We start from the raw sequence: 22,852 nt of genomic DNA on the forward strand, positions 1-22,852 counted from the left end.
CGCGGCGGCCGGCCGGGGTCAGGACCAGAGGCGCTCCCACCAGTCCCAGCGGACGCAGACCGGTTCGTCGAGCCACTTCTGGACCCACGGGCCGAGGTCGATCGGCGTGCACGGCGGCTCGTCGGGCCGCTGGGCGGCTGCTCCGGCACCGGCTCGGGCTCCGGCTCGGGCACGGGCCACGCGGGGTCGGCCGGCCACGTCGGCTCCGCGGGCACCGTCGGCTCCACCGGCTCGGTGGGGTCGACGGGCTCACCCGGCTCGACCGGCTCACCCGGCTCGCCGGGCTCCGTGGGCTCCACCGGCTCCAGGGGCTCCAGGGGCCCCGTCAGGCCGTACAGCTCCGACCGGAAGACCTCCGAGGACCGCGGGTTCGCGCGGCACTGCCACACGCCGTGCGGGCAGTAGTCGCTGATGGAGTGGTACACCGGTTTGTGCTCGTTGATCCATTCGAGCATCCGGCGCATGTACTCCGGATTGTCGCCGTTTCGGAACAGGCCCCACTCCGGATAGGAGATAGGCTTTCCGTGGGCCGCGGCGAATTCCACGTGATGCCGCAACCCGTACGGTTCGTTCGCCTGCTCGTCGAAAGTCCGGCCCGGCGGCTGGTCGTAGGAATCCATCCCCACGATGTCCACGACGTCGTCACCCGGATAGCACTGCGTCCACGGAATGGCGTCCCGTCCGCGATTGGGGGCGAAGTCGAACCGGAACTCCTGGCCGGGCACCTCGCGCATGGCGGTGACGATGCGTTTCCAGTACCTCTTCCACGCGTCCGGATCCGGCCCGCAGCGGTGGCTGTACGTCGAGCCGTTCATCTCCCAGCCGAGGACGATGACGGTGTCGGGCGCCCCCATCCCCACCAGCCGCTCGGCGAGCGCGCGGAAGTGGTGGTCGAACAGGCCGTCGGCGCCACGCCGCAGCAGCGCCCGCACCAGACCGTCCGGCAGCCGGCTCTCGTTGCGCTCCAGCATCGGCACGTTGAGCACCAGCAGCCGGTCCTCACGCTCCCGCCGCCACTGCGCCCACGCTTCCAGGAAGCCCGCCTTGCCCGCGATGTTGGACCACCGGTCGCCGGGCAGGTAGGTGTGGCCGACCCGCAGCTCGGTGCCGCCGAGCCACTCCTCCAGCTCCGCCATGCGCCGGATGCCGCCCGGGCCGTAGTCGAGGTAGGCGCCCAGCGCCGTCTCCCCGGTGGCCACCGGGTCCCGGGCCGCGGGGAAGTCCGCCGCGTGGCCGGGAGCCGACACCACGGAGCAGGAGACCAGCAGGCCGGCGGTGAACACCCCCAGCCAGGTACACGTCGCCCGTCCGCCGTTCCGCATCACCGTCTCCTTCCTCGTGCCGCCGTCCGGCCCGTCGGCGGGCCGGCGAGGCGGCGGACCCGCCGGAGGGGCGCCGGCCCGTCGGCCCGCCGGCCCCGACCGCCTTTTCCGTCCGGCGGCCGGGCGGCGCCGGAATTCCTCCGGTCCCGCCGCCGCGTCCGCCAGCCGGGTCCGCCGGTCCCGCCGTGTCCGCGCAATCCGTCGTCCCCGTCGGATCCCCGCGGCGGTCCCGCCTTTTCCGGGCAGTGTGCGCACCGCGTGGACCAAAAGTATTCCTATTGATCCGACCGGGACGTCCGTCCCGCATTTTCCTAGGCCATCAGTGGAGTTCATCGCCCGGTTGGGGCACTGACACGAGGACATTCCGTGCCGCTCTTCGACACCCGCGTCGCCGCCGTGCTCCTGCGGTGCGACCGCAACCCCTTCCACCACGGCACGCTGGGGGCCGTACGCTCACTGGGCCGGGCCGGTGTGCCGGTCCACGTGGTGACCGGCCGGCCCGCGGGACCGGTGGCCCGCTCCCGCTACGTGCGCCACTGGCATCCCGGGCCTGCCACCGCCGGGCTGACGGACCTTCGGCGGACGCTCGCGGGCGTCGCCGAGCGGCTCGACGGCGCACCGGCCCTGCTGCTGGCGATGGACGACGTCACCGCCGTCGCCCTGGACGCGCTGCGCCGGGAGCCCGCCGGGCCCGCCGCCCGCTTCCTCCTGCCCGACCAGCCGTCAGGTCTGGCCGCCCGCGTGGCCGACAAGGCGTCCCTCGCCGCGACCTGCCGGCGCCTCGGCGTCCCCCACCCCCGCACCCTCGCCCCGGCCGACGCCGAGGAGGCCGCCGCCATGGCCGCGGCCCTGGGCCTGCCCGTCGTCGCCAAGTGGAGCCGCCCGTGGCTGCTCCCGCCCGGCACCGGACTGCGCAGCACGGTCCTGGCCCGGTCGGTCGCCCAGGTCCGCGAGCTGTACGGCCGCCGCGCCGAGGCCGGCAGCGCCCTCCTGCTCCAGCAGTACCTGCCCGCGGGCCGCGACCTGGACTGGTTCTTCCACGCGTACTGCGACCGCTCCGGCGCCTGCGGGGTCGCGGCGACCGGCCGCAAGGTGCGCTCCTGGCCGGACGGCGCGGGCCTGACCGCGGCCGGGGTCTGGGCGCCGAACCCGGCCGTCGAGCGGACCGCCCGCGACCTGGTGTCCGCCCTCGGCTACCGCGGCATCGCCGACCTCGACTTCCGCCTCGACCCGGGCACCGGCACCTACCACCTGCTGGACTTCAACCCCCGCCCCGGCGCGCAGTTCCGGCTGTTCGCCGACGCCTGGGGGCTCGACGTGGTCCGCGCGCAGCACCTGGACCTGACGGGGCGCCCGGTGCCCGACCTGGTCCGCTCGTACGGCCGCCGGTTCGTCGTGGAGAACTACGCCGCCCTGTCCCTGCTCGCGTCGCCCCGGCCCCGCGCCCGCACGGGCACCGGGCTGTGGGGCGGCGGCGGGGCGCGGAGCGGGCCTGGTACGCGTCGGACGACCCCGTGCCCGCGCTCGCCATGGCCCGCGCGTGGGCTGCCCACCTGGCGCGGCGCGCCTGGGCGGTGCTGCGCCGGGCCTGGCGGGGCCGGGTGCCGGGCCGGCCGGGCGCGCGGATCCCCGCGCAGCAGCGCCCCCTCCCGGCGCAGGACTCCCCCTCCCCCCGACCGTGACGAAGGAAGGACGACAGAGGTGGCCTCGAAGCACGACGACGTGGACCTGGTGATCGTGGGGGCGGGCCCGTACGGACTGTCCGTCGCCGCCCACGCGGCGGCCCGCGGACTGTCCCTGCGGGTCTTCGGCAGGCTGATGGACTCCTGGAAGCGCATGCCGCCCGGCATGCTGCTCAAGTCGGAGCCGTGGGCCTCGGACCTGTCGGACCCCGCCGGGCTGTACGGCCTCTCCGCGTACGCCGCCACCCGCGGCGTGCGCGCGGAGCACGGCAGGCCGCTGCCGGTCGGGTTCTTCGCCGCGTACGGCGAGTGGTTCGCCCGGCAGGCCCTGCCGGTCCCCGTGGACCCGCGCACGGTCGCGGCCGTCCACCCGCGGCCCGACGGACGGTTCGCGGTGACCGCGGCCGACGGGGAGACGGTCGGCGCCCGCACGGTCGCGCTCGCGCTCGGCAGCCGGCCCTTCGCGTACGTACCGGCCGAGCTGAGGCACCTGATGCCCCGGCAGGTGACGCACAGCAGCCACCACGCCGGCTTCGCGCGCTTCGCGGGCCGGGACGTGACGGTCGTCGGCGCCGGCCAGGCGGCGCTGGAGACCGCCGTGCTGCTCGCGGAGGCGGGCGCGCACGCCCGGGTGGTGGCCCGCTCGGAGCACCTGGTGTGGAACACGGCGCCGCCCGCGCTGCGGCGCGGCCGCCTGGAGGCGGCCAGGGCCCCGCACACCGGCCTCGGCTGCGGCTGGCAGAACCTCCTCTACGCCCGCACCCCCGGGCTTTTCCGGCGGCTGCCCGCCCCGACCCGGGAGCGGCTGTTCGGCACCGCGCTCGGGCCCGCCGGCGCCTGGTGGCTGCGGGAGCGGTTCGAGGCGGTCCCCGACGTGCGGCTCGGCCGCACGGTCGTGGCGGCCGAGGCGACAAACGCGGGCGGTGACGCCCGGGTGCGGCTCACGCTCACCGCTGGGCCGGGGACGGAGCCCGTCACCCTGGACACCGACCACGTGGTCGCCGCGACCGGGTTCGCCCCCCGGCTCGACCGGGTGCGGCTGCTGGGGGAGGAGCTGCGGGAGGAGCTGCGCACCACCGGCGCGCTGGGCGCCCCGGAGGCCGGTGCGTGCTTCGAGTCGTCCCACCCGGGGCTCTTCCTCGCCGGGCTGCTCACCGCTCCGTCGTACGGCCCGGCGATGCGCTTCGTGTACGGCGCCGGCTACACGGCCGAGCGGCTGGTGCGGGGTGTCGAGCGGCGGCTGCGGGAGCCCGGGCTGCCGGAGGTGCCGGCGGCCCGCCCGCGCCCCGCGCCGACCGGCGCGGCGCCGCTCGCGACCTGACCGGGGACCGGCGGTGGCCCCGCACGGCACGCGGCGGGGCCCGGCCGGTGGACGCGGAAGGGGGCGTCTCCGGGTCCGGGCCGGCGGTCAGGCGGGGAGCCGGGCGGGTATGCGCGGAGGCCGGCCCCGGAGCGTCCTCCGGGGCCGGCCTCGCCGCTTGCGGTGCGCGGTGTCAGTCGTTGATGCAGACGTTGCCGAACGTCGGGTTCAGGCCCGCGATGAGGTTCAGGCTGTTGCCGCAGACGTTGATCGGCACGTGGATCGGGATCTGGACGACGTTGCCGGACAGCACGCCCGGGGAGCCCACCGCGGCGCCCTCGGCACCCGCGTCGGCGACCGCCGGAGCGGCGGCGCCCATCGCCATGACGATACCGGCAACGGCCACAGCGGCCTTCTTGCACTTCATTTCTCGGCTTCCTTTCCGCAGCGGAAGTCAGTCTTGCCACGGATTTCGTGACCCACGAGCCCCGGGTGAGGCCCCGCTGCCGCCGCGAATACCACAACGAATGCGTAACCGAAAAGACACCTGCTGAACTCGCGGGGCTTTTGATTCACTCGAACGCCAACGGCCCGGCGGGCGTGGCCAGTAGACGGGTTCAACGCCGCGGCCACACCGGCCGGCGCACCAGCGCGTCCCATTCGTGGTCCCTCGCGCCCGGCACGGCACGGCCCTGGGCCCGCCACTCGCGGGCGAGCGAGGAGAAGAGCGGGACGGAGTCGGCGGCGCGCGCCGGACCGGGCGTCCGGGTGCCGGCGGCCGTCCCCCCGTGACCGGTCCAGGCGGTCGCGGTCCCGGTCTGCGGAGGGGGAGGCACGCGCTCCCACTTTCCGGCGCCAGAGGCCATGCCAACCCTTCCGTTCACAGCGTGTGGCGGGGCTTTCGCATGATGTCACAGCCGTCCCGTACGCACCGGTACGTACGGACATGCGTACGGGGGTCGTGCGTCAGTGCGGCAGTACGGCGAACCGCAGCCCGAAGTGGTCGAGGGTGCGCGGCAGCGGCCGGTCGGGGCGCAGCCGGCCGGGCCGCTCCGGCAGGTAGGCGTGGCGTTCCAGCAGCGCGGCGAGCAGCGTGGAGGTCGCGAACAGCGCCACGTCCTCGCCGGGGCATGCGCCCGGTCCCGCGCTGAAGGGGTACAGGCCGGCGGTGTCCTCCGCGGTGCCGTCGAGCCAGATCTCCGGGGTGAAGCGGTCGGAGTAGGGCAGGGGGCCGCCGCGCTGGAAGAGCGGCGTGTAGATCAGGAACTCCGTACCGGCCGGCAGCGTCCCCTCGCCCCAGGCGGTCTCGCGGACGGCCTCCCGCAGCAGGAAGGGCGTCGTCGGCCAGAGCCGTACGGACTCCAGGACGCAGGCCCGGGTGTAGGGCAGCGGGCGCGGCTCGGTCAGGTCCGTGACGGCGAGCTCGTTGCGCACCTGCGTGGCCTGCGGGGCGTGGGTGGCGAGCAGGGCGAGCGCCCGGTAGGCGGCGATGCCCGCCGCGTCGAACCCGGACAGCCAGTGCGGCACCTGCCCGACGGGGTCGGTGCCGGGGGCCGCCGTCGTCGAGGCGAGCGCGGCGGCGAGGCTGCCCGCCTCCGCCCGCTCCACGTGGGCGCGCAGACGACGGTCGAAGGGGTCCCGCAGGCGGGCCCGGCCGGGGAGGCCGGGGGCCGGTCGGCGGCGGTGCGCAGCCGCCCCAGCATGGCGGTGAGGGCGGTGTCGTCCCGGGCGCCGTCCCCGAGGACGAGCCGGCGGACCGCCGCGGCCCAGGCCCCGGAGAACCGGTCCCACCGCAGCTCGCCCTCGCTCGCGGAGACGCCCGCCAGGAGCAGCCCCGCCTCCTCCCGCACGGCCCGGAGCATGCGGGGCGCCAGGCTGTGGAGCTGGTTGCCGGTCTCCAGCGCTGTCTCGTCGAGGGTCCGCCGCGCGGCCCGCTCGTCGCCGCGGGAGACCAGCACGCCATGCGGCTGGAACCGCTCCAGCGCGGCCCGGTTCTCGACGGTCGAGGGGGCGTACGGGTCGGGCGTGCCGGCCAGTACGGCCTGCGCGTCCGCGGCGTCCAGGAGGACGGCGAAGCGCCGCCCGGCGAGGTCGACCCGCAGCGGCCCGGGTCCGTAGCGCCGCCGCAGCTCGCCGAGCAACCGGACCGCCCGCCGGTCGGCCGCGTACCGCTCCGCCAGCGCCATTCCCGTACGGCGCCGCAGGACGAGCCCCGCGGCGAGGGCGGGGGCGACCACCACCGCACCGAACCGGGCGGCGTCCCGCGCGGAGGCGGTGCGCGGCGCGCCCTCTGCTTCCGTCATACCGCCCCGAGTCCCCCCGCCCCCGTGGCGCATGCCCCTCGGTCCGCGCCCCCGTCGGGGCTGCGCGGCGTGCCGGGGCGCAGGCGGCGCGGCCCCCGGGCCTGGAGGGGAAGAGGGCCCGGGGACCGCACGCGCCGCCGGGGTCAGCCGCCGGTCATCGGCCCGCCGCTGCCGAAGCCGCCGCTCTGGGAGCCGCGCCACTTCTGCTCGTCCTCGGACAGCGGCGACGTGTCGGGTTCGGTCGGTTCGTGCTTCAGCTCGTACGGCATGAGCCGCCGCTCGCCCTGCGGCACCTCCGCGGGCTTGCGGTGGCCCTCCACCTCGCCGGGCAGACCGGCGTCCGGTGGCCGGTGCGGCTGCTCCTCGGGCTTCGGCGGGGCGGCCTCCTTCACCCAGATGCGCCGGCCCAGCCAGAAGGCGCCGATGATGAAGCCGACGAGCAGGATCCCCGCGATCAGCTGCCCGAGTCCGTGCCGTACGAACGTGGGCGCCGCGAATTCCGCGCTGAGGTAGACGAAACCATTCATAAAATAGGAGTACCCGCCGGAGCGGCCGTCATACGCCGCCGGTCGCAGCGGCCCGGACGTCAATGCCGTCGGGATGATCGTCGTAAGAATTCTCAGCCTGTATTCGCTGATTGCGCTCTTCGGGTGACCTCGCGGAACCTAAACCGCGCCGCGGTGTTGGTCAGAGCGACCCGAGACCGGGTTCTCGACGAGAAGGATCACAAATGATCAAGAAGGCTCTGGCGTCCGCGGGCGTCGCCGCGGCCGTGCTCGGCGCGGGCGCCCCGATGGCCGCCGCCACGGGTGACCACGGTGTGGACACCCAGAACGGCAACTTCGCCTCTCAGCACTACGGCAACACGACGACGGGCGGCTACATGAGCCCGCAGATCGGTCTCATTCAGGGCTCGTTCAACAAGCCCTGTGTCGGTCTGCCGGCCCAGGTCGACGTCCAGAACATCCTGGCGCTGGTCAACGTGGGTGTTCAGGACATCCTCAACGACACGCAGAACCAGCAGTGCGCGGAGAACTCCACCGCGGTCAAGGGCGACAGCGCCCTGTCGCACATCCTGGAGAACGTCCTCTCCGAGAACGGCTCCGTCGCCGTCCGCTGACGGACCGCGCCACCCGGCCCGCGCGGTCTCGCGCCGTGCGGGCCGGTTCCTCGCTTCATCTCTCTCCCCATGCGCCCCACCTGCGGGTGGCGGCAGACGACCCGTACGCCGGGTCTCTCGACGATAAGGATCGACCATGATCAAGAAGGTTCTGGCTGGTGCCGGTGTCGCCGCGGCCGTCCTGGGTGCGGGCGCGCCGATGGCCGCCGCCACGGGTGACCACGGGGTCGACACCCAGAACGGCAACTTCTCGAAGCAGGCCTACGGCAACACGGTCACCGGCGGGAAGATGAGCCCGCAGATGTCCCTCGTGCAGGGCACCCTGAACAAGCCGTGCCTCGGCATCCCGATCCAGGCCGACGTCCAGAACATCGTCGCCCTGGTCAACGTGGGCGTCCAGGACATCCTGAACGACACCCAGGACCAGCAGTGCGTGGAGAACTCCACCGCGGTCAAGGGCGACAGCGCCCTGTCGCACATCCTGGAGAACGTCCTCTCCGAGAACGCGTCCGCGGCCGTCCGCGGCTGACGTCCCGCCGCCGGAGCGCATGGGCGGGCCCGCAGCGGGGGCGCCGGGCCGGACCGCGGAAAGCGGTGTGAAACATTTCCCGGGCGCCACCGCGTCAGTGAGGTGAGGCGTCGTCGGCGCGAGGGGGAGGGCATGGGACGGACCGGCACGGACGGGTTCCCGGAGTTCGCCCGGGGGAGGGCCGGCCACCTCTTCCGCTCGGCGTGCCTCCTCACCAGCGGCGACACCCATCTCGCCGAGGACCTGGTGCAGGAGACCCTGGGGCGGATGTACGTGCTGTGGGGCCGCACCGGGCTGTTCGGGCGCGCCGTACGGATCGACGACCCGGCGGCGTACGCGCAGACCGTCCTCGTCCGCGCCTTCCTCACCCACCAGCGGCGCAGGTCGTCCACGGAGCGGCCGCTCGGGGCGCTGCCGGAGGCCGCGCAGCCGCCCGCCGCAAACGACGACCCGGCTCTGCGGGTCGCGCTCCTCGGTGCGCTGGCGGAGCTGCCGCCCAAGGACCGGGCGGTCGTCGTGCTGCGGTACTGGGAGGACCGCAGCGTGGAGGAGACCGCCCGGGCGCTGCGGGTCAGCTCCGCCGCCGTGCGCACCCGGTCCGTGCGGGCGCTGGGCAGGCTCAGGCAGCGGCTCGGCGGGGGCATCGCCGAGTACGCCCGCTGAAACGTTCGTTCATACCCATGCACACCGCGACACGCAGTTGGGGGCTGGAATGCCGGAAGACGAGCGGTTCGAGGACGACCTCGTGGTCGCCCTGCGCCGCACGGGTGACACCTTCGCGCCGGACGGCGACGCACTGGTGGCGGGCGGAACGGCCCGCGGGCGGCGCCGTGTGGTGCGGCGGCGGGCCGGAGCGGTCACCGGAGGGTGCTGGCCCTCGCCCTGGTGGGCGTCGGCGGCACCTACGCGGCGGGCGCGCTGGGCGGCGGGGCGGCACGGCGGACGCGGCCGCCGACCGGGGGACGGGGGTCCTCCGGTCGCGGCCGTGCCGCCGGGGCCCAGCGCCGCGGCCGACCGGGGGGACGGGGTCCCCGGTCGCCGCCGTGCCGCCGCCCAGGGTGGAGGACGGCGAGGTCGGCGCCGCGGAGGTGCTCAGGACGTTCCGGGCGCTGCTGCCGGGCGGCGAGCTGACCGAGCCCGTCGCGCAGGGCACGGCCGAGGGGCCGATGGCCTCCGGGGTGTTCGACGACGGCAGGGGCAGGGCCGCGGTCGGTATCGCGTTCTTCCGCGGGCCCCGGGGGGACGGCGACTACAGCCGCTGCCCGGACGCGGCCGTCGTCCCGTACGACGACTGCACCACCGAGACCCTGCCCGGCGGCGCCCGGCTGATGGTCCTCAAGGGGTACGAGTACCCCGACAAGCGGGAGGAGACGAAGAACTGGCGGGCGTCGCTGGTCCACCCGGACGGCCTGGTCGTCGACCTGAACACCTGGAACGCGCCCGCCCAGAAGGGCTCCGCAGCCTCCAGGGCCGAACCGCCCCTCACCCCGGCGCAGATGAAGGCCGTCGTCTCGGCCGACGCCTGGAAGCCGGTCCTCGACCACCTCCCCGACCCTGCGGGGCAGCAGGACGGGCCGGACACGTCCGACGGGAGAGCGGGCACCGGCACGGGAGGCGGCGGTGCCGGCCCGGACGAGACGGCGGGCAGCGGCGGCTTCGACGCGGCCGCGGTGAAACCCCTCTTCCTGTCCCTGCTGCCGGAGGACCTCACCCGGGTGCGCACCGGCGGTGAGGGCGCGTACGCGTACGCCGTCGTCGACGACGGGAGGGGCCGCAGCCTGGTGCAGGTGAACGCCCAATCCCGCATGGGCGGCGAGGAGTCCGCCCTCTTCCCCGCGGGCTCGTACACGACCCTGCCCGACGGCACCAAGGTCCGTGCGGTCCGGCAGGCCGGGGAGAAGGGCGGCAAGGACGTGGTGTGGTGGAGCGTCGACACGCTCAGGCCGAGCGGCTACCGCGTCGTGGTCTCCGCCTTCAACACCGCGGCGCAGCACGAGGACGCCACCCGCGCCCTGCCCGCGCTCGACATGGAGCAGCTGCAGGCCCTCGCCACCAGCGACAAGTGGCGGGAGCTGACGGAGTGACCCGCCGGACGGCCCCTCACTTCGCGTCCGCGTAGCACTCCACCGCCGCCGTCGTGAACGGGAAGCGCACCGGCGTGTCACCGAACGCGATCCGCCCGGCCAGGTCGCCGGCCGCGCGGATCGCCTCCGTGACCGCCTCCGCCTCCTCGGCGGGGCAGTGCACGATCACCTCGTCGTGCTGGAAGAACACCAGCTCGGCCCGCATCCCCGCGGTCGCCCGGCGCAGCGCGGCCAGCATGAGCAGCGCCCAGTCCGCCGCACTGCCCTGCACCACGAAGTTCCGGGTGAACCGGCCCCGGGCGCGGGCGTCGAGGGAGGCGTACCCCGGGGTGTACCCGTCCGCGTCCGCCTCTCGGGCGCCCTCGCCGGCCTCCTGGGGCAGCCCCGCCTCGCCGGTGTCCCCGGCGCCGGCGGCGGGCGGGCTCGTACGCCCCAGCCAGGTGCGCACCAGCCGGCCCTCCTCGCCCGCCCGCGCCGCGTCGTCCACGTACGCCACCGCGCGCGGGAACCTGCGCCGCAGCGCCGCCAGGTTCTTCAGCCCGTCCCCGCTGGTCTGCCCGTACACCGCGCCGAGCAGCGCCAGCTTCGCCTCCTCCCGGCCGCCCGGGAACGCCCGGTCCGACAGCCGCGTGTACAGGTCGCCGCCGTGCCCGGCGACCTCCATGAACCCCGGGTCCCGGGAGATCGCCGCCAGTACGCGCGGCTCCAGCTGGTCCGCGTCCGCCACCACCAGCCGCCAGCCGTCGTCCGCGACGACGGCCCGCCGGATCACCTTCGGGATCTGCAGCGCGCCCCCGCCGTTGGTGGTCCACCGGCCGCTGACCGTGCCGCCCGGCACGTACTCGGGCCGGAACCGCCCGTCCCGCACCCAGTCCTGCAGCCACGCCCAGCCGTGCGCGGTCCAGATCCGGTACAGCGTCTTGTACGCGAGCAGCGGCCCGACCGCCGGGTGGTCGACCTCGGCCAGCTCCCAGCGGCGCGTCGACCGCAGCCGGATCCCCGCCTGCGCGAACGCCTTCACCACGTCGGCCGGCAGGTCGGGCCGCACCCGCCGGCCGAACGCCGCCGACACCTCGTCCGCCAGCTCCGCGAGTCGGCGCGGCTCGCCCCCGCCCGCGTACCGCCCGCCCAGCAGCTCGTGCAGCACCTGCCGGTGCACGTCCGCCCGCCACGGCAGCCCCGCCCGGTGCAGCTCGGCCGCCACCAGCGCCCCGGCCGACTCGGCCGCCGTCAGCAGCCGCATGCGGTCCGGGTGCTCGGCGGCACCGTGCCGCCGCTGCTGCGCGGCGTAGACCTCCAGCAGCCCCTCGAACGGCACCTCGGGACCGGTCGGCCGCGCCTCGAACAGCGAGGACTGCGCGCCGGGCTCCGGCGTCCTCGCCGGAGGGTCCGGCGGTACGGGGCGGCCGTGCAGCCGCGCCCACGCCGCCGCCGCCGACCGGGGCTCCCCGAGCCGCCCCTCGTGGCCGAGCAGCAGCTGCTCCGCCGCCTCCAGGTCGTAGCACCGCTCCACCCGCACCCCCGCCGCCAGCAGCCGCGGGTACACCTCGGCCGTGGACCGCCACACCCACCGGCCGACCGAGGGACGGGACCGCACCGCCTCCACCAGGTCCGGTTCCTCCCGCACCGGCCCGGCGGGCAGGCCGTCGGGACCGAGGGGGACCAGCCGCGCCCCGCCCCCTTCGACCCCGTGCAGAGCCCACCGTTCGCTCACGTCTGCGAGTGTCGCACCCGCCACTGACAGCGGCCGGGAAGCGGTGCGCCGGGCCGCGGCGCACCGCCGTTCGGCCCGGCTGGACACCCGTACGGCCAGGCGGGCGGCAGTTCCGCTGCGGTGGGACGGCACGGCCTCGCCGGCGGCCGTACGGCCAGGCGGACGATGGCCGGCGGTCGGCGGTCGGCGGTCGGCGGTCGGCGGTCGGCGGTCGGCGGTCGGCGGGCGGCGGGTGGCGGGTGGTCGGGCGGACGGGGCCGCGGCGGCCGGGCATGCGTCACGCGTGGCTGCCGTGCCCGGCGGGCGGCGGCCGGCGGGCGGCGCTCGGAGGGGCCGGACGCGCGGTCGGGCGGACGGCCGCGGGGGCCGGCACGCGGACGGGACGCCCGGGGAAGCCGGTCGCCGGGGCCCGCTACGCCGCCGCGTGGAACAGCGCCGCCGCCTCGCCCCGCGACCCCACGCCCAGCTTCGTCAGGATGTTCGCCACGTGGAACTTCACGGTGGACTCGCTGATGTGCAGCTCCTGCGCGATCACCCGGTTCCGCCGGCCCTGCGCGAGCCGCGCCAGCACCTGGAGCTCCCGTTCGCCCAGCACGGTCAGCGGCTGCGGCGCAGGGTCCGGGGCCGCGCCGCCCAGCGGGACGACCGCCGTCACCGTCGTCCCCCAGCCGGGCACCGCCTCCACCTCGACCCGCCCGTCCAGGACCCCCAGCCGCTCCCGCACCCGGTCCCCCTCCAGGTCGGCCGGTGTCAGGGTGCCCGGCCCGTCGTCCCGTACCGTCGCGTGCAGGTCCCCCTCGGCGAACCGCCAGCCCACGTGCACGCGGTCCACGCCCTCCTGCTCCAGCACCCGCATCAGCACCGCCCGCACCGTCGCCCGCGCCGCGTGCGCCACGTCGGCCGGCAGGGACCGCGTCGAACCGGGGCCGGCGAACGCCAGCCGCACCGGGCTGTAGCGCACCAGGGGCCGCAGCGACTCCGCGAGCCGCTCGAAGGCGCGGTCGGCCGGCTCCTCCGCGATCTGCTGGTCCCGCTCCGCCTGCGCCCGCAGCTCCACCAGCGCCGACACGGCCAGGTCCGTGGCGGCGGCGCGCGCCGCGGCGTCGTCCAGGTGGCGGCTGCGCAGCACCCCGAGCAGTCCCGTCAGGGCCGCCGCGTGCGCCTCGCCCAGCTCGGCGATGACCCGCGCACGGGTGCCGGCAGCCGCCACCGACCGGGCCAGCGCGCCCGGCTCCGCCTCCACGGCGAACCGCTCGAAGTGGCCCGTCACGAGGTCCCACAGCGCCTGCACCACCGCCAGCGCCTCCGGCCCCACGGGAGAGCCGTCCGGCCGTACGAGGAGGAGCACCGCGCCGCGGGGGGTGGCGTCGCTCGTCACGGTCAGCACCGGGTGCTCCGCGCCCGCCAGGTCGAGCGTGCCCTGCCAGGGGCGGCCGGGCACACCGGAGGCCAGCAGGGGGGCCAGGTCGGCCGTGGTGATCCGGGCGGTGAGCCCGGGCTCGCCGTGCGTCTTGAGCGGCGAGTGCGCGCAGTGCGTCGACAGCTCGGCGGCCGCCCGGTGCGGGACCGTCGCGGCCAGCACCTCCGAGAGGCGCGGCAGGATCGCGCCCAGCGGCTGGCGGATCACGTCGTACGCGGCGGTCAGTGCGGCCACCGCCGTGGAGTCCGGCATCACGTCCATGGGCCCAGCCTAGGGACGCGCGCGCAGCGGGCGCCTGTCCTTCCGGCCAGGTCGAACTGGCCGACAGATCAGCCCGGTTGGTACGGGCGGCGGTCCACGATGGAGCCGTACACCGGAAACGATCACAGGGAGTCACGTCATGCGGATGCGCGCCGTCGTCCACCACGAGTTCGGCGGGCCGGACGTCCTCGGCCTCGGCACCGCCGGCCTGCCGGAGCCCGGCCCCGGCCAGGTCCGGGTCCGGGTCGTCGCGGCCGGCGTCAACCCGGCCGACTGCCAGATCCGCAGCGGCCTGCTCCAGGAGTTCTTCCCGACGACGTTCCCCGCCGTGCCCGGCCTGGAACTCGCCGGCGTCGTCGACGCGGTCGGGCCCGGCCGCACCGACGTGGCCGTGGGGGAGGAGGTGTTCGGCTTCGCCGCGACCGGCTCCTACGCCGAGTACGCCCTGTCCGGCGCCTTCGCCCGCAAGCCCGCCGGGGTGTCGTTCGAGGCGGCCGCCGCCCTGCCGGTGGCCACGGAGACGGCACGGCGCGTGCTCGACCTGCTCGCCGTCCGGGAGGGCGAGACGCTGCTGCTGCACGGCGCGGCGGGAGCCGTGGGCCAGGCCGCCGTGCAGCTCGCGGCGCTGCGCGGTGCCACCGTCGTCGGCACCGCCTCCCCGGCCAACCACGCCTACCTGCGGGACCTGGGCGCGGTGCCCGTCGCCTACGGGGAGGGGCTGGCCGACCGGGTGCGGGACGCCGCGCCGCAGGGCGTCGATGCGGTGTTCGATGCGGCCGGGCGGAACGCGCTGCCCGTGTCGATCGAGCTGCGCGGCGGCACCACGGACCGGATCGTCACCATCGCCGACCACGGCGCCGCCGACCACGGGGTCCCGTTCTCCCCGGGCGGCACCCCGCCGGAGGTGGCCGCCGCGTGGTTCGCGGAGCACGCGCAGCTCGCCGCCGAGGGCCGCCTCACCGTCCCCGTCGTCGAGACCTTCGCCCTCGCGCACGCCGCCAAGGCGCACGCGCTGAGCGAGGGCGGCCACGTGCGCGGCAAGCTGGTCCTCACGGTCTGAGCGGCCGCCGACGGACGAGCAGCATCGAGAAGCCCCCTTCCACGAGGTTCGGTCCGTGGTCCCGTTCGCTGCGACCATGGGGTGCGCGGGCACGGCGCGCGCGTAAGGAGGCACTTTCGATGTCGGTGGGGCACACCGGGGTAACCACGGAAGCCGGGCTGAGCTGCGCGGAGGACTGCGGCGTCCGGGACGTCCAGGACCGCCTCGGCGACAAGGCGACCGCGCACGTCGTGGTCGGACCCGCGGGCGGCATACGGCGCTTCAGGGAGCTCCAGCGGCTCGCCCCCGGCATCTCGCAGCGCACGCCGACACTCACCCCGCGCCGCCCGGAACGCGACGGGCTGGTCACCCGGACCGTGCACCCCGTGGCGCCGCCGCAGGGCGAGTACGTGCTGACGGAGACCGGCCGCAGCATGACCGGGCCCATCAAGGCGCCGGCCGACCGGTCGCTCGCCCACCGCGGGGTCATCGCGGAGGCCCGCCGCGCCTGCGACGAACGGCAGGGCACCCCGTGAGCGCCACGGTGGACCGCGCCCTCGCTGCCGCCCTGTACCGGGACGACGACGCCTCCCTCGACACGGGCGCCTCCCTGCTCGCCGCCGACCCCGGCGCGGACGCGGCGCTGGCCCGGCACGGCGAGGAAGCTGCTCGCGCGGGCGTGGCGGCGCGGCTGGCAGCCCGCCGACGTGGTGCGGCTGGCCGGACGGCATCTGGAGGACCGGCACGTACGGCTCCTCTCCGCGCTGATCGGCGCCGAGACGGCCCGGTACGGGCAGCTGCCGCCGCGCTGGCGGGAGCAGGTGGAGGAGCTGGCCGCCCTGGCGCCGTGGTCGGCGGACCGCTTCTCGTACGCGACGGCCGTCCTGGAGGTGTACCGGCTGCTCACGCGGCTGCCCGCGCTGGAACCGGTGGGTCCGCCCCCGGGGGGCGCGCCGGTGACGGTGCCGGTGCCGGGGGACTCCCGGACCCTCGCGCGCATCCGGGCGCTGCTCGCCAAGGCGGAGGCCACCGGATACCCGCAGGAGGCGGAGGCGTTCACCGCGAAGGCGCAGGAGCTGATGGCCCGCCACCGCCTCGACGAGGCCGCGCTCGCCGGCCGGGCGCGCACGGCCGACGAGCCCGCGGCGGTACGGATCGGGGTCGACCCGCCCTACGAGGCGGCGAAGGCGATCCTGCTGGACGCGGTCGCCGCCGCGAACCGCTGCCGCGCGGTGTGGAACGAGGCCTTCGGCTTCTCCACCGTGGTGGGTTTCCCCGCCGACCTGGAGGCGGTGGAGGTGCTGTACACCTCGCTCCTGGTGCAGGGCGACACCGCGATGACGGCCGCCGAGGCGGCCCAGCGGAAGGGCGGCCGGAAGCGCACGAAGACGTTCCGGCAGTCCTTCCTGCTGGCCTACGCGCACCGGCTGGGCGATCGGCTGGCGTCGGCGTCCCGGCGGGTGTCCGCCGAGGCGCCGACGCTGCTGCCGGTGCTGGCCGCGCGTGACGTGGCCGTGGCCGCGCGGGCGGACCGGATGTTCCCCGACACGGTGAGCACCCGGGTCCGGGGCGCCACGGACCGGGCGGGCTGGGACCACGGCACGGCCGCCGCGGACCGCGCCGCCACCGGCCCTGACCGTGCGGCGCTCCCGGACGGCTGAGCGTTGCGCGCCCTGGGGGGCGGCGGCGGTGCCGCCTGGTTCCGCCGACGAAGGCCCCGCCCATGGCGACCGGCCAGGCGGCGCCGCAGAGCGCCCACGTGGTGGCCGCAGCGACTGCCGCCGCACCGACTGCCGCCGCGCGGCGTTCGGCGCCGCTGACGGCTGACGGCTGACGGCTGACGGCTGACGGCTGACGAGCGGGGTTCCGCCTCTGGAGGCCGTGTTTCCGAAGCGGCTGCTTTCCGGCGCCGCGCCCTGCCGTGGGAAGCTGTACTGCCGTACGGCTGCCGTACGGCTCGGCTGCGCCGATGCGGCCCCCGCTGACGCGCCCCTTCCGGTCCGCCCCCGCGGCGCCCCGCTCACGAGGGCGCCGTGCTTACGAGGGCGCCCCGCTCACGAGGGCGCCGTACTTACGAGGGCGCCCCGCTCACGAGGGCGCCGCGCTTACGGGGTGGGCGGGAGGGAGGGGAGCGGAGGCACCGACGGGAGCCCCGACGGGAAGTCGGTCGGGATGTCCGAGGGCAGGCCCGTCGGCGCCGCGTCGGGGGCCTTGGCCAGCGTGTCCCGGGTGCCGGACTCCCACACGACGACGAGCTGCTTGCCGTCCGCCGACTCCACCACGCCCTTCGTCCGCTTCGCGGCACCGCCCTGGCAGGACAGCGCGAGCTCCACGTGCTCGGCCTGCGTGGCCGTGCCCTGGCAGATGCTGCCCTCGGCCAGCATGACGGCCTGCCCCTGGCCGATGGTGAGGCTGACGGGCTTGCCGTCCGCCGCCCCGTTCCAGGTGCCCTCGACGTCCGCGAGGGCCACGTCGTGGCCGCCGTGGCCGCCCGGGGCGGAGGCGGACGGGCTGCCGGACGCGGGGCCGTCGGCCGGTTCGGCGCTCTTGCCGGAGTCCGAGCCGCAGGCGGTGAGCGCGGCGGCCGCGGCGAGCGCGGTCACGGCCGCCGCACCGTTCCTGATGAGCGTACGCACGATCAAGTCCCCCTCCACGGTTGCAAAGACCGCGCCAAGCTATCAGGGGCCGCCGCGCGCGGCCGTCCTACCAGGAGGACTTGCGCACCCCGGGCAGGAAGCCCGCGTGCGCGGACTCGCGGACCCGGACCCGGGACATCCCGAACTGCCGCAGGTGGCCGCGCGGCCGGCCGTCCACGCTGTCCCGGTTGCGCACCCGGGTCGCGCTGGCGTCGCGCGGCTGGCGGCGCAGCTCGGCCTGGGCGGCGAGGCGCTCGGCCTCCGGCGTGCCGGGGCGGCGGATCAGCTCCTTGAGCTCCGCGCGGCGGGCGGCGTACCGCTCGACGACCGCCTTGCGGTGCTCGTTGCGTGCGATCTTGCTCTTCTTCGCCATCAGACCTTCCCCCCTCGGCCGCGGATCCGGGCCACGGCGGCCTCGATGCCGATGACGTCGACGGTCTTGATGCCCTTGGTGCTGAGCGTGAGGCGCACGTACCGGCCCTCGCTGGGCAGCCAGTAGCGCTTGCGCTGGATGTTCGGGTCGAAGCGGCGCGGGGTGCGCCGGTGGGAGTGCGAGATGCGGTTGCCGAAGCCGGGTTGGGCGCCGGTCAGCTGGCAGTGGGCGGACAAGGGTGACCTACCTCTCGTGGACGGGCTTGGTAATGGAAACCATTTCCATTTATCTTAGCCGCATGGCCCGCAACGAACTGCGCCCGATCATCAAGCTCCGGTCCACCGCCGGAACCGGCTACACCTACGTCACCCGCAAGAACCGCCGGAACGACCCCGACCGCCTGACCCTGCGCAAGTACGACCCGGTCGTCGGCCGGCACGTCGACTTCCGAGAGGAGCGCTGAGCCCCGTGAAGCCCGGAATCCACCCCCCGTACGGCCCCGTCGTCTTCCGCGACAAGGCCGGCGGCCTCGCCTTCCTCACGAGGTCGACCATGACCAGCGACAAGACGATCGAATGGGAGGACGGCCGCACCTACCCCGTCGTCGACGTCGAGATCTCCTCCGCGAGCCACCCCTTCTACACCGGGCAGGCCCGCGTCCTCGACACCGCGGGGCGCGTGGAGCGCTTCGAGAAGCGTTACGGGCAGCGCGGGGTGCGCTGATGCCCTCCGTCCCCCTGTCCGTCGCGATCGTCGGCGGGCTGCACTCCGACGCCCGCAGGGCCGCCGTCGAACGGCTCCTGGCCACCGTCCCGGGCAGCGTGGCGCTCCACCACGACCTGTCCGCCGCCGCCGAGCGCGGCGCGGTCCTCCGCACCGTCCGGGACGCCACCGGCGTGCTCTCCGGCGGAGAGACGCCGCTGGTCAACGACTGCGCGTGCTGCGCCCTGCGCGAGGACCTCGTGCCCGAGCTGGAGCGGCTCGCCGACGCGGGCCTGACCCGGCTCGCCGTCGTCGAACTGTGGGACTCCGTCGAGCCCAAGGCGATGGCCGAGGTCGTCGCCGCCGCCGGGCTCGACCTCACCGGGGTCGTCACCGCCGTGGACCCCGCGCTGGTCCTGCCGTACCTCGGCAACGGCGACGACCTGGCGGACGCCGGCCTCGCCGCCGCGCCCACCGACCAGCGGACCGTCGCCGACACCTGGGCGCGCCAGCTGGAGTACGCGCCCGTCCTCGCCGTCCTGGAGAGCGAGGAGGCCGACGACGAGGACCGCGAGCTCCTCGCCCAACTGCACCCCACCGCCCGCCGCGTGGCCGTGCCGGACGGGGACCTGGCCGCCGCCGTGCTGGCCGGGTTCGACGTGGAGGCCGCGGCCGCCGCCCAGCACCCGGCCTGCGCCCTGCTGCCGCAGGAGGCCGACGCCGCCGGCGTCGCCACGTACGTGTGGCGCAGCCGCCGCCCCTTCCACCCGGAGCGGCTGTACGCGGCGCTGGAGGACCTGACCTGCGCCGCCGCCCGCAGCCGCGGCCGGTTCTGGCTCGCCGACCGGCCGGACACGCTGCTGCACTGGGACGCCGCCGGCGGCGCCCTGTGCGTGGAGAGCGCCGGGCCGTGGCTGGCCTCGCTGCCGGACGCCGCGTGGGAGATGGTCCCGCCGGTGCGCCGCGCCGCGGCCGCCATGGACTGGGACCCCGAGCACGGCGACCGCTGCCAGCACCTGGTCTTCGTCTCGCCCGGACTGGACCGCGAGGGGCTCGCCGAACTGCTCGACTCCTGCCTGCTCACCGACGCGGAGTACGCCGCCGGCCGCTCGGCCTGGAAGCTGCTCCCGCCCGCCTTCGACGCCCTCCTGGAGGTCTGAACCATGTCCCCGCGCCGCTCCGGCGACCGGAAGCCCGCCAAGTCCCGCCCCAACCCGCTGGACCGCGACGGCATCACGTACATCGACTACAAGGACACCGACCTGCTGCGGAAGTTCATCTCCGACCGCGGCAAGATCCGCAGCCGCCGCGTCACCCGCGTCACCGCACAGCAGCAGCGGCAGATCGCCCGCGCCGTCAAGAACGCCCGCGAGATGGCCCTGCTGCCGTACGGGTCCTCACCCCGCTGACCCGTCGTTTCCGGCTCGGATCCATGTGACCTGGATCCGCCGGGTCCCGGACGTCCTCCCCGCCGGGGCCCTCCCGGGGCCCTCACCGTGTCCGCCGCGGTGAGGGCCCCTTTTTTGCCTCCTGTGCGCCCGCCGGTCGGCGGGCGTTTTCCGTATGGGTACAAGTGGAGGGAGCCTGGGGGGCTTCTCGCGCGTCTGTGTAGTCGGAGGACCACCCCCCGTGCACGTGCATCTGCTCATGCACCTGCAAGTGAACGCGACTATGATCCCGGATAGTTGACTAGTGCAACATCAGTGACTCAAGGCAACTCATGCAACTCATGTGACTCGGGGAGCGTCCTGTGCACCACGTGTACAACGGCATGGCAGCCACAGAGCTTCATGGGGTCGTCTGGCAGAAGAGCCGGCACAGCAACTCCCAGGGCTCGTGTGTGGAGTTCGCGAAACTGCCCGGAGGCGGCGTGGCCGTGCGCAACTCCCGGTTTCCCGACGGGCCGGCGCTCGTCTACACGCCCGCGGAGATCGAGGCGATGCTGCTCGGCGTGAAGGACGGCGAGTTCGACCACCTCGTCGACAGCTGAACCGCGGGCGGGCCGAGCCGCGCGGGGCGGGTGGCGCGGTGCGCGGCTGGCCGCGCACGGTGCACGGCTGCCCTCGCGCTGTGCGGGCTCATCCCTCGCGTGCGGTCCTCCGCCGGGTGCGCGGCGGCCCCTCCACGGGCGGCCAGTCCGGCTTCCGACGCAGGCCGCGCGCTCGGCGTGCGGCCGCCCCTGCGGGTGTGGACTGCGCCTGCTTGGTGTGCGGGTGCCCCTGCGGTGTGGGCTGCGCCTGCCTGGTGTGCGGCTGCCCCTGCGGTGTGGGCTGCGCCTGCCCGGTGTGCGGGCGTCCGCTCGCTGCGCCGCCGTCTTCGCGGGGTGGGGCCGCCGCCCGGTGTGTGCCGCCAGGTGTGTGCTCGCCCGGTGTGTGCTCGCCCGCTGTGCGCGGCCGGACCGCGCGCGGGCAGTCGGTCGTGCGCGGCGGCGCATACGGCAGCCTGCGTGGACGGCGGCGCCCGTGGGCGCGCCGCCGCCCGGGTGGCGGCCCCGCGCGTACGGCGGCCCTCACGCGCCGATGCGTACGCCCGCGGCGGCCGTGGCGCCCCGCGGTCCGTGCCGGGTCCGACCGGCGTGACCGGGGCCCGGTCCGGACACGGGAAAGGGGCCCCGCTGCGGGGCCCCTCGCGGTCGCGGCGCCCGTGCGCCCGCCGTGCGTACGCCTACGGGCGGTCCGGCAGCCGGAACAGCGCCCAGACCACCTTGCCGTGCAGCGTCCCCGCCAGCGGGTGCCAGCCCCAGCTGTCGCTGAACGACTCGACGAGGAACAGTCCGCGCCCCGACTCCGCCGAGAAGTCCTCCTCGGCCGTCCGCGGTTCCGGCGTCCGCGGCGTCTGCGGGCTCGGGTCGCGCACCGCGCACACCAGGCGGCTCGCCCAGCGCATGAGGTGCAGCCGGACCGGCGGGTCGTGCGCGTGGTCCCGCGGGGTGTCGGCGGGCAGCGCGTGCCGCAGGGCGTTGGTGACCAGCTCCGAGACCACGAGCGCCACGTCGTCGAACCGGTCGCTCAGGTTCCACTGCGCCAGGGTCGTGTCGGTGAACTGGCGGGCGCCGCGCACGGCCTCGTACCGGGCGGGCAGCGCGCAGGACGCGGAGCTGGACACGGACGCGGCGTCGATCGGAGGAAGCCCCTGCCTTAACGGCGCGAGCATGGTCGATCCATTCGTCCCCATGCGAGGCACTCCCCGATTTCGCGGCTGTGGTGCTACAACACGAACGGCTACGCAGGTGCGCGGGGACCATCGTTCCGAAAGGCAGGGGCAGATGCAAGGGCAGATGCACGTGCACGCGCCCGACGTGTCCCAGCCCACGGAGTTTCTGGCCATATCTTCCCCGGGCCCAACTTCCGGCTGTGGCCGAAGAGTTGCTCACTCTGTAACCGTTCGCGTACGGGCTGAAGCGTTTTGGTGGCAGAATCCGCTTCCTCGGGGCTTGGGGGCGCTCCGTCGTACACACCAGCGATGGGGAGGGTTGGAAAGGTGACCGCGAAGGAATCGGGCGGCTCCCTCGTACGCCGCATACTGCTGGGCTCCCAGCTCCGGCGACTGCGCGAGTCGCGCGGCATCACGCGCGAGGCCGCGGGATACGCGATCCGCGCGTCCGAATCCAAGATCAGCCGTCTGGAGTTGGGCCGGGTGAGCTTCAAGGCGAGGGACGTCGAAGACCTGCTGACGCTCTACGGCGTCACCGACGAGCAGGAGCGCGAGGCGCTGCTCGGCCTCGTCCGCGAGGCCAACATCGCGGGCTGGTGGCACAGCTACGGCGACGTGCTGCCCGGATGGTTCCAGACCTACATCGGCCTCGAAGGGGCCGCCTCCCTCATCCGCATCTACGAAGTGCAGTTCATCCACGGACTGCTCCAGACCGAGGCGTACGCCCACGCCGTCGTCGCCCGCGGCATGCCCGGCGCACCCGAAGCCGAGATCGACCGCCGGGTCGCACTCCGGCTGGAGCGGCAGAAAGTCCTCGTGTCCGAACGCGCCCCGCAGTTCCACGCCGTTCTCGACGAGGCGGCGCTGCGCCGCCCGTACGGCGACCGGGCCGTCATGCGGGAGCAGCTCAAGCACCTCATCGAGATCTCCGAGCAGCCCAACGTCACCCTCCAGGTGATGCCGTTCAGCTTCGGCGGGCACTCCGGGGAGAGCGGCGCCTTCACCATGCTGCGGTTCCCCGAGTCCGACCTCTCCGACATCGTCTACCTGGAGCAGCTGACGGGCGCCCTGTACATCGACAAGCCCGAGGAGGTCGCCCAGTACGAGCGGGCGATGGACCGGCTGCGCGAGGACAGCCCGGACCCCGAGGGGAGCCGCGACGTCCTCAGGGGACTGCTCCAGCTGATCTGAGCCGCAACCACCGGTTCATCTGC

Annotated in this window: 23 protein-coding genes and 2 pseudogenes; 14 read left to right on the forward strand and 11 right to left on the reverse strand. The window is 75.4% G+C overall.

The window, feature by feature from the left end; genetic code table 11:
* Positions 1 to 18: 18 nt before the first annotated feature.
* Positions 19 to 1,322, reverse strand: a pseudogene (locus L6E17_RS26475) (glycosyl hydrolase).
* 366 nt (positions 1,323 to 1,688) lie between these two features.
* Between L6E17_RS26475 and L6E17_RS31220 the strand changes: the two are divergent.
* Positions 1,689 to 4,325 carry an FAD-dependent oxidoreductase gene (locus tag L6E17_RS31220; RefSeq protein WP_308315940.1) on the forward strand — a complete coding sequence of 879 codons (2,637 nt, stop codon included), beginning with the start codon at positions 1,689 to 1,691 and terminating at the stop codon, positions 4,323 to 4,325.
* A 172-nt stretch (positions 4,326 to 4,497) separates the two neighbouring features.
* Here L6E17_RS31220 and L6E17_RS26490 read toward each other — a convergent pair whose 3' ends face one another.
* The 4 genes from L6E17_RS26490 to L6E17_RS26505 all read right to left on the reverse strand — a co-directional run bounded on the left by L6E17_RS26490 (position 4,498) and on the right by L6E17_RS26505 (position 7,134).
* Positions 4,498 to 4,731 carry a chaplin gene (locus tag L6E17_RS26490; RefSeq protein ID WP_236243210.1) on the reverse strand — a complete coding sequence of 78 codons (234 nt, stop codon included), beginning with the start codon at positions 4,729 to 4,731 and terminating at the stop codon, positions 4,498 to 4,500.
* A 539-nt stretch (positions 4,732 to 5,270) separates the two neighbouring features.
* Positions 5,271 to 5,738, reverse strand: coding sequence for a cytochrome P450 (locus L6E17_RS26495; protein ID WP_236243211.1), 468 nt, complete (start codon positions 5,736 to 5,738; stop codon positions 5,271 to 5,273).
* Positions 5,708 to 6,607: a hypothetical protein gene (locus L6E17_RS26500; protein WP_236243212.1), complete on the reverse strand. Its 900-nt coding sequence runs from the start codon at positions 6,605 to 6,607 to the stop codon at positions 5,708 to 5,710. Before L6E17_RS26500 ends, L6E17_RS26495 begins: the two co-directional genes overlap by 31 nt.
* Before the next feature lie 143 nt (positions 6,608 to 6,750).
* Positions 6,751 to 7,134: a DUF6479 family protein gene (locus L6E17_RS26505; RefSeq protein ID WP_236243213.1), complete on the reverse strand. Its 384-nt coding sequence runs from the start codon at positions 7,132 to 7,134 to the stop codon at positions 6,751 to 6,753.
* 203 nt (positions 7,135 to 7,337) lie between these two features.
* On the opposite strand from L6E17_RS26505, the gene L6E17_RS26510 reads away from it, so the two are divergent.
* The 4 genes from L6E17_RS26510 to L6E17_RS26525 all read left to right on the forward strand — a co-directional run bounded on the left by L6E17_RS26510 (position 7,338) and on the right by L6E17_RS26525 (position 10,340).
* Positions 7,338 to 7,727: a rodlin gene (locus L6E17_RS26510; protein ID WP_236243214.1), complete on the forward strand. Its 390-nt coding sequence runs from the start codon at positions 7,338 to 7,340 to the stop codon at positions 7,725 to 7,727.
* A gap of 136 nt (positions 7,728 to 7,863) precedes the next feature.
* Positions 7,864 to 8,256: a rodlin gene (locus tag L6E17_RS26515; protein ID WP_236243215.1), complete on the forward strand. Its 393-nt coding sequence runs from the start codon at positions 7,864 to 7,866 to the stop codon at positions 8,254 to 8,256.
* Between the two features lie 132 nt (positions 8,257 to 8,388).
* Entirely contained in the window at positions 8,389 to 8,919 is a 531-nt protein-coding gene (locus L6E17_RS26520; protein WP_236243216.1) for a SigE family RNA polymerase sigma factor, read from the forward strand.
* 380 nt (positions 8,920 to 9,299) lie between these two features.
* Entirely contained in the window at positions 9,300 to 10,340 is a 1,041-nt protein-coding gene (locus tag L6E17_RS26525) for a hypothetical protein (RefSeq protein ID WP_236243217.1), read from the forward strand.
* A gap of 16 nt (positions 10,341 to 10,356) precedes the next feature.
* On the opposite strand, the gene L6E17_RS26530 is transcribed toward L6E17_RS26525, so the two are convergent.
* Both L6E17_RS26530 and L6E17_RS26535 read right to left on the reverse strand, forming a co-directional pair.
* Positions 10,357 to 12,054: a bifunctional 3'-5' exonuclease/DNA polymerase gene (locus L6E17_RS26530; RefSeq protein ID WP_236243218.1), complete on the reverse strand. Its 1,698-nt coding sequence runs from the start codon at positions 12,052 to 12,054 to the stop codon at positions 10,357 to 10,359.
* A 412-nt stretch (positions 12,055 to 12,466) separates the two neighbouring features.
* The gene (locus L6E17_RS26535) at positions 12,467 to 13,735 is read right to left on the reverse strand and encodes a LuxR C-terminal-related transcriptional regulator (protein ID WP_236243219.1); all 1,269 of its coding nucleotides are present in this window, start codon (positions 13,733 to 13,735) and stop codon (positions 12,467 to 12,469) included.
* 145 nt (positions 13,736 to 13,880) lie between these two features.
* Here L6E17_RS26535 and L6E17_RS26540 point away from each other — a divergent pair, with 145 nt between their 5' ends.
* The 3 genes and pseudogenes from L6E17_RS26540 (at position 13,881) to L6E17_RS26550 (ending at position 16,435) form a co-directional block, all read left to right on the forward strand.
* Positions 13,881 to 14,795 (forward strand): NADP-dependent oxidoreductase, encoded by a 915-nt coding sequence (locus tag L6E17_RS26540; RefSeq protein WP_236243288.1) that lies wholly within the window; start codon positions 13,881 to 13,883, stop codon positions 14,793 to 14,795.
* Between the two features lie 119 nt (positions 14,796 to 14,914).
* Positions 14,915 to 15,310, forward strand: coding sequence for a helix-turn-helix domain-containing protein (locus tag L6E17_RS26545; RefSeq protein WP_236243220.1), 396 nt, complete (start codon positions 14,915 to 14,917; stop codon positions 15,308 to 15,310).
* Positions 15,307 to 16,435 (forward strand): annotated as a pseudogene (locus L6E17_RS26550) (DUF2786 domain-containing protein). The gene L6E17_RS26545 and the pseudogene L6E17_RS26550 overlap by 4 nt, the downstream one beginning before the upstream one ends.
* A 444-nt stretch (positions 16,436 to 16,879) precedes the next feature.
* Here the strand turns inward: L6E17_RS26550 and L6E17_RS26555 are convergent.
* The 3 genes from L6E17_RS26555 to rpmB all read right to left on the reverse strand — a co-directional run bounded on the left by L6E17_RS26555 (position 16,880) and on the right by rpmB (position 18,019).
* Positions 16,880 to 17,410, reverse strand: coding sequence for a hypothetical protein (locus tag L6E17_RS26555; RefSeq protein WP_236243289.1), 531 nt, complete (start codon positions 17,408 to 17,410; stop codon positions 16,880 to 16,882).
* A 67-nt stretch (positions 17,411 to 17,477) separates the two neighbouring features.
* Positions 17,478 to 17,783, reverse strand: coding sequence for a 30S ribosomal protein S14 (gene rpsN / locus L6E17_RS26560; RefSeq protein WP_071272990.1), 306 nt, complete (start codon positions 17,781 to 17,783; stop codon positions 17,478 to 17,480).
* Entirely contained in the window at positions 17,783 to 18,019 is a 237-nt protein-coding gene (gene rpmB, locus L6E17_RS26565) for a 50S ribosomal protein L28 (protein ID WP_236243221.1), read from the reverse strand. The genes rpsN and rpmB overlap by 1 nt, the downstream gene beginning before the upstream one ends.
* A gap of 62 nt (positions 18,020 to 18,081) precedes the next feature.
* Here rpmB and rpmG point away from each other — a divergent pair, with 62 nt between their 5' ends.
* The 5 genes from rpmG to L6E17_RS26590 all read left to right on the forward strand — a co-directional run bounded on the left by rpmG (position 18,082) and on the right by L6E17_RS26590 (position 20,475).
* A complete protein-coding gene (rpmG, locus tag L6E17_RS26570) occupies positions 18,082 to 18,246 on the forward strand; it encodes a 50S ribosomal protein L33 (protein ID WP_026252351.1) in 165 nt (54 codons plus the stop codon).
* A gap of 5 nt (positions 18,247 to 18,251) precedes the next feature.
* Entirely contained in the window at positions 18,252 to 18,506 is a 255-nt protein-coding gene (locus tag L6E17_RS26575) for a type B 50S ribosomal protein L31 (RefSeq protein WP_236243222.1), read from the forward strand.
* On the forward strand, positions 18,506 to 19,645 hold the full coding sequence (locus L6E17_RS26580; protein WP_236243223.1) for a GTP-binding protein: 1,140 nt from the start codon (positions 18,506 to 18,508) through the stop codon (positions 19,643 to 19,645). Before L6E17_RS26575 ends, L6E17_RS26580 begins: the two co-directional genes overlap by 1 nt.
* A 3-nt stretch (positions 19,646 to 19,648) precedes the next feature.
* Positions 19,649 to 19,894: a 30S ribosomal protein S18 gene (gene rpsR, locus L6E17_RS26585; RefSeq protein ID WP_236243224.1), complete on the forward strand. Its 246-nt coding sequence runs from the start codon at positions 19,649 to 19,651 to the stop codon at positions 19,892 to 19,894.
* 341 nt (positions 19,895 to 20,235) lie between these two features.
* A complete protein-coding gene (locus tag L6E17_RS26590; protein WP_236243225.1) occupies positions 20,236 to 20,475 on the forward strand; it encodes a DUF397 domain-containing protein in 240 nt (79 codons plus the stop codon).
* Positions 20,476 to 21,149: 674 nt separating this feature from the next.
* Here the strand turns inward: L6E17_RS26590 and L6E17_RS26595 are convergent.
* Entirely contained in the window at positions 21,150 to 21,659 is a 510-nt protein-coding gene (locus L6E17_RS26595) for an ATP-binding protein (protein WP_236243226.1), read from the reverse strand.
* Between the two features lie 288 nt (positions 21,660 to 21,947).
* Between L6E17_RS26595 and L6E17_RS26600 the strand changes: the two genes are divergently transcribed.
* Positions 21,948 to 22,829, forward strand: coding sequence for a helix-turn-helix transcriptional regulator (locus tag L6E17_RS26600; RefSeq protein WP_236243227.1), 882 nt, complete (start codon positions 21,948 to 21,950; stop codon positions 22,827 to 22,829).
* Positions 22,830 to 22,852: the final 23 nt, after the last annotated feature.

It is taken from the genome of Streptomyces sp. CC228A (assembly GCF_021390935.1).
Lineage (GTDB): Bacteria > Actinomycetota > Actinomycetes > Streptomycetales > Streptomycetaceae > Streptomyces.

Excerpts from the sequence above, each read along its gene's own strand:
- L6E17_RS26505 (WP_236243213.1), bottom strand. The coding sequence starts at position 7,134 with ATGAATGGTTTCGTCTACCTCAGCGCGGAATTCGCGGCGCCCACGTTC.
- L6E17_RS26535 (WP_236243219.1), bottom strand. The coding sequence starts at position 13,735 with ATGGACGTGATGCCGGACTCCACGGCGGTGGCCGCACTGACCGCCGCG.
- L6E17_RS26515 (WP_236243215.1), top strand. The coding sequence starts at position 7,864 with ATGATCAAGAAGGTTCTGGCTGGTGCCGGTGTCGCCGCGGCCGTCCTG.
- rpsR (WP_236243224.1), top strand. The coding sequence starts at position 19,649 with ATGTCCCCGCGCCGCTCCGGCGACCGGAAGCCCGCCAAGTCCCGCCCC.
- L6E17_RS26595 (WP_236243226.1), bottom strand. The coding sequence starts at position 21,659 with ATGGGGACGAATGGATCGACCATGCTCGCGCCGTTAAGGCAGGGGCTT.
- rpsN (WP_071272990.1), bottom strand. The coding sequence starts at position 17,783 with ATGGCGAAGAAGAGCAAGATCGCACGCAACGAGCACCGCAAGGCGGTC.
- L6E17_RS26490 (WP_236243210.1), bottom strand. The coding sequence starts at position 4,731 with ATGAAGTGCAAGAAGGCCGCTGTGGCCGTTGCCGGTATCGTCATGGCG.
- L6E17_RS26580 (WP_236243223.1), top strand. The coding sequence starts at position 18,506 with ATGCCCTCCGTCCCCCTGTCCGTCGCGATCGTCGGCGGGCTGCACTCC.
- L6E17_RS26520 (WP_236243216.1), top strand. The coding sequence starts at position 8,389 with ATGGGACGGACCGGCACGGACGGGTTCCCGGAGTTCGCCCGGGGGAGG.
- L6E17_RS26500 (WP_236243212.1), bottom strand. The coding sequence starts at position 6,607 with ATGACGGAAGCAGAGGGCGCGCCGCGCACCGCCTCCGCGCGGGACGCC.
- L6E17_RS26600 (WP_236243227.1), top strand. The coding sequence starts at position 21,948 with ATGGGGAGGGTTGGAAAGGTGACCGCGAAGGAATCGGGCGGCTCCCTC.
- rpmG (WP_026252351.1), top strand. The coding sequence starts at position 18,082 with ATGGCCCGCAACGAACTGCGCCCGATCATCAAGCTCCGGTCCACCGCC.
- L6E17_RS26510 (WP_236243214.1), top strand. The coding sequence starts at position 7,338 with ATGATCAAGAAGGCTCTGGCGTCCGCGGGCGTCGCCGCGGCCGTGCTC.
- L6E17_RS26545 (WP_236243220.1), top strand. The coding sequence starts at position 14,915 with ATGTCGGTGGGGCACACCGGGGTAACCACGGAAGCCGGGCTGAGCTGC.
- L6E17_RS26540 (WP_236243288.1), top strand. The coding sequence starts at position 13,881 with ATGCGCGCCGTCGTCCACCACGAGTTCGGCGGGCCGGACGTCCTCGGC.